Origin of the sequence: Janibacter indicus, from assembly GCF_900176385.1 — a bacterium.
Lineage (GTDB): Bacteria > Actinomycetota > Actinomycetes > Actinomycetales > Dermatophilaceae > Janibacter > Janibacter indicus.
The window spans coordinates 1-2,715 of sequence record NZ_FWXN01000024.1; the positions used below are offsets into that span (position 1 = coordinate 1).

2 protein-coding genes and 1 pseudogene are annotated in these 2,715 nt (G+C 67.4%); all 3 read right to left on the reverse strand.

The features are described 5' to 3' along the window. Positions 1-101: 101 nt before the first annotated feature. Entirely contained in the window at positions 102-473 is a 372-nt protein-coding gene (locus B9B60_RS17635; protein WP_407656494.1) for a transposase, read from the reverse strand. A 242-nt stretch (positions 474-715) separates the two neighbouring features. Further along, positions 716-1,225, reverse strand: a pseudogene (locus B9B60_RS17640) (IS110 family transposase); the annotation flags it as partial. A 192-nt stretch (positions 1,226-1,417) separates the two neighbouring features. Then, positions 1,418-2,664 (reverse strand): IS3 family transposase gene (locus B9B60_RS16700; RefSeq protein ID WP_234993917.1). Its coding sequence is split into 2 segments (ribosomal slippage): positions 1,418-2,370 and positions 2,370-2,664, totalling 1,248 coding nucleotides; the frame shifts between segments, so codons are not numbered across the junction. Between the last annotated feature and the right edge of the window lie 51 nt (positions 2,665-2,715).

Below are 2,715 nucleotides of genomic sequence, written 5' to 3' on the forward strand. Positions count from 1 at the left end.
TTGCTGGGGCCTGGTGGTGAGCGTAGTGAGCCTGCTCGGCCTGCACTGGGGTGAGGTCGTCGCAGTACTCGTGGGGTCGGCGGTGGACGCTTCTATATGCGTCAAGCAGCGGCGGCTGGGGCGGTTTGCTCTTGGGTCCGTAGGTGTCGGGTGGTGCGCCAGATCTCTCGGATGAGGTGTCGTTTGAGGCATCGGATGATCTCGGATTTGGTCTTGCCCTCGGCCGTTCGTCGGGTCACGTAGGTCTTGGTGCGCTCGTCGAGCCTCATGCGGACGATGACGATGCGGTAGAGCGCTGCGTTGGCCTGCCGGTGTCCACCTCGGTTGAGTCGGTGACGGTTGGTCCGGCCGGAAGAGGCTGGGATGGGGTTGACGCCGCATAGTTTGGCCAGGGCGGCCTCACTGGTGACCCTGGCGACGTTGTCGCCGATGACTGTGAGGAGCTCGGCGGCCGCGTCGGGCCGATGCCGCACCCCTCGCGGAGCTGGGGAGCGACCGCGGTGGTCAACCGGTCCAGCTGCGCTTCGTGCTTAGTGATCTCCTCGCTGAGGTAGAGCCACCGGCGAGCCATCGCGCGCAGCGCATACTTCGTCGCGGCGGTGGGGTCATCGACCTCGCCTGGCCTGAGCCCTGCGCAGCGGCGCAGCAGGGCCATCTTGGTCAGCGGCTCGAGTTGCTCGCGCAGATCGGCAGGAGCGGTGACGATCAGGTGCCGCAGGCTGATCATCGTGGCGGCCCGGGCTTTGACCGCGGCGTGCTTGGCGCACTTGATGACGCGGATCATCTCAATGTTCCCGTCCGCGGTCTTCGCGGTTGCGGTGACAGTCCCGGCCAGCACGGCACGGGCGGCGTTCTCCGCGTCGAAGGCGTCCGTCTTGCCGCGCAGGCGACGGTCTCGCCGGTTGGGGCGGGCGACCTCATGGATCGTGACGCCCGTGGGGCGCAGGGCCGCGACCAGTCCGGCCCCATACGAGCTTGTGCCTTCGATGGCGTACGTCAGGGCAACGTCCGCCACCTGGCCAGTGACCTGTCGGCGCAGGCCCTCGGCCCACAGTGCGAGGCGGTCATATCCGGTCCGTGTGGCACTGAAGCGAGCGATCTCGAGTAGAGCACCGCGCTCATCCACGGCTGCGGCCACGTGGAAGTCCTTGTGGGTGTCGACGCCGACGATGAGGCCAGGTGCCTCGATGCGTCCGCGTGGATGTGATGGGCTCGTATTCGTCATGATGCTCACTGCTGGCCTCCACTGATCGGTGCGGGACAGCGAACGGACCGGCCGGAGCGGGACAGAACTGTGACGAGACCAAGTCAGATCAGGCTTCTATCAGGTCACTGCCCGGCCGGTCTGATCACCGGGACGCATCCGCCGGCTCAGGGTCGACAGGTCCACTCGAAGGACACCGTCCAAGGGGACGGGTCAGTTGTAACCAGGGGTCAGACCCTGGCCAGCGGATGCCTGAGCAGTCTCACAGTTGTACCAGTCGACCCACTCGGCGGTGGCGATCTCGAGGTCGTCGAAGCCCTTCCACGGCCGCTGTCGCTTGACCAGCTCGGTCTTGTAGAGCCCGATGATCGACTCGGCCAGCGCGTTGTCGTGCGACGAGCCGACGAGGCCGGTCGAGGGCTTGATTCCCGCGGTGTCGAGCCGTTCGGAGTAGGCCACGGACATGTCCTGGGCGCCGTGGTCGTGGTGGGCGATCAGGCCGGTCAGGTCACCGCCACGATCTTCGCGGCCGCGGGTCCAGATGGCCTGCTCGACTGCGTCCAGGACGAGCTGGCTGGTCATCGTGGTCGACACCGACCAGCCCAGGATCCGCCGGGCGTAGGCGTCGATGACAAAGGCGGTGTAACACCAGCCCGACCACGTCGAGCAGTACGTGAAGTCGGCCACCCACAGCCGGTCCGGCGCCAACGGCTCGAAGTTGCGATCGACCAAGTCAAGCGGTTTCGGGGCCTTCGGGTCGCTGATCGTGGTGCGCTTGACCTTCCCGCGCACCGCGCCTGCCAGCCCAAGCTCGCCCATGAGCCGCTCGACGGTGCAGCGCGCGATCGGCGATGCGTCGGCTGCCCGCTGACGGTTGAGCGTCAGCCACACTTTCCGTGCGCCGTAGACGCCGTAATTGGCCGCGTGGACCTGCTCGATCATCGGCTTCAGCTCCTCGTCGCGCACCTGCTGGGCGCTCGGCTGGCGGCCTCGGTGCTCGTAGTAGGTCGCGGGGGCGATCTTGCAGCCGAGCTCGGTGAGCGCGGCGCAGATCGACTCGACACCCCATCGCAGACCCTGCCCGTCGGCGTCCTCGTGCTGCTGACCGACGTGCTCGTCGATGTAGCGCACGATCAGCGCTGTGGCCGGTCGAGTTCGGCCGCGAAAAAAGCCGACGCGCTCTTGAGGATCGCGTTCGCGCGTTTGAGCTCGGCGTTCTCCCGCTTCAGCCGCTTCAGCTCTGCCGACTCCTCGGACGGGACCCCCGGGCGCTGGCCGGCGTCCACCTGCGCCTGGCGACACCACTTGCGCACCGTTTCCGGTGTGCCCACCCCCAGCAGCTCGGCGACCCGGCTCATCGCGGCCCACTCCGACTCGTGCTCGGCCCGGACCTCGGCGACCATCCGTACCGCCCGCTCACGCAGCTCGGCCGGATACCTCTTCGATGTACTCCCTGACATGACTCCATCCTTCCCAAGGAACGGAGCCTCCGGACACGCCGGGGCGGTTCA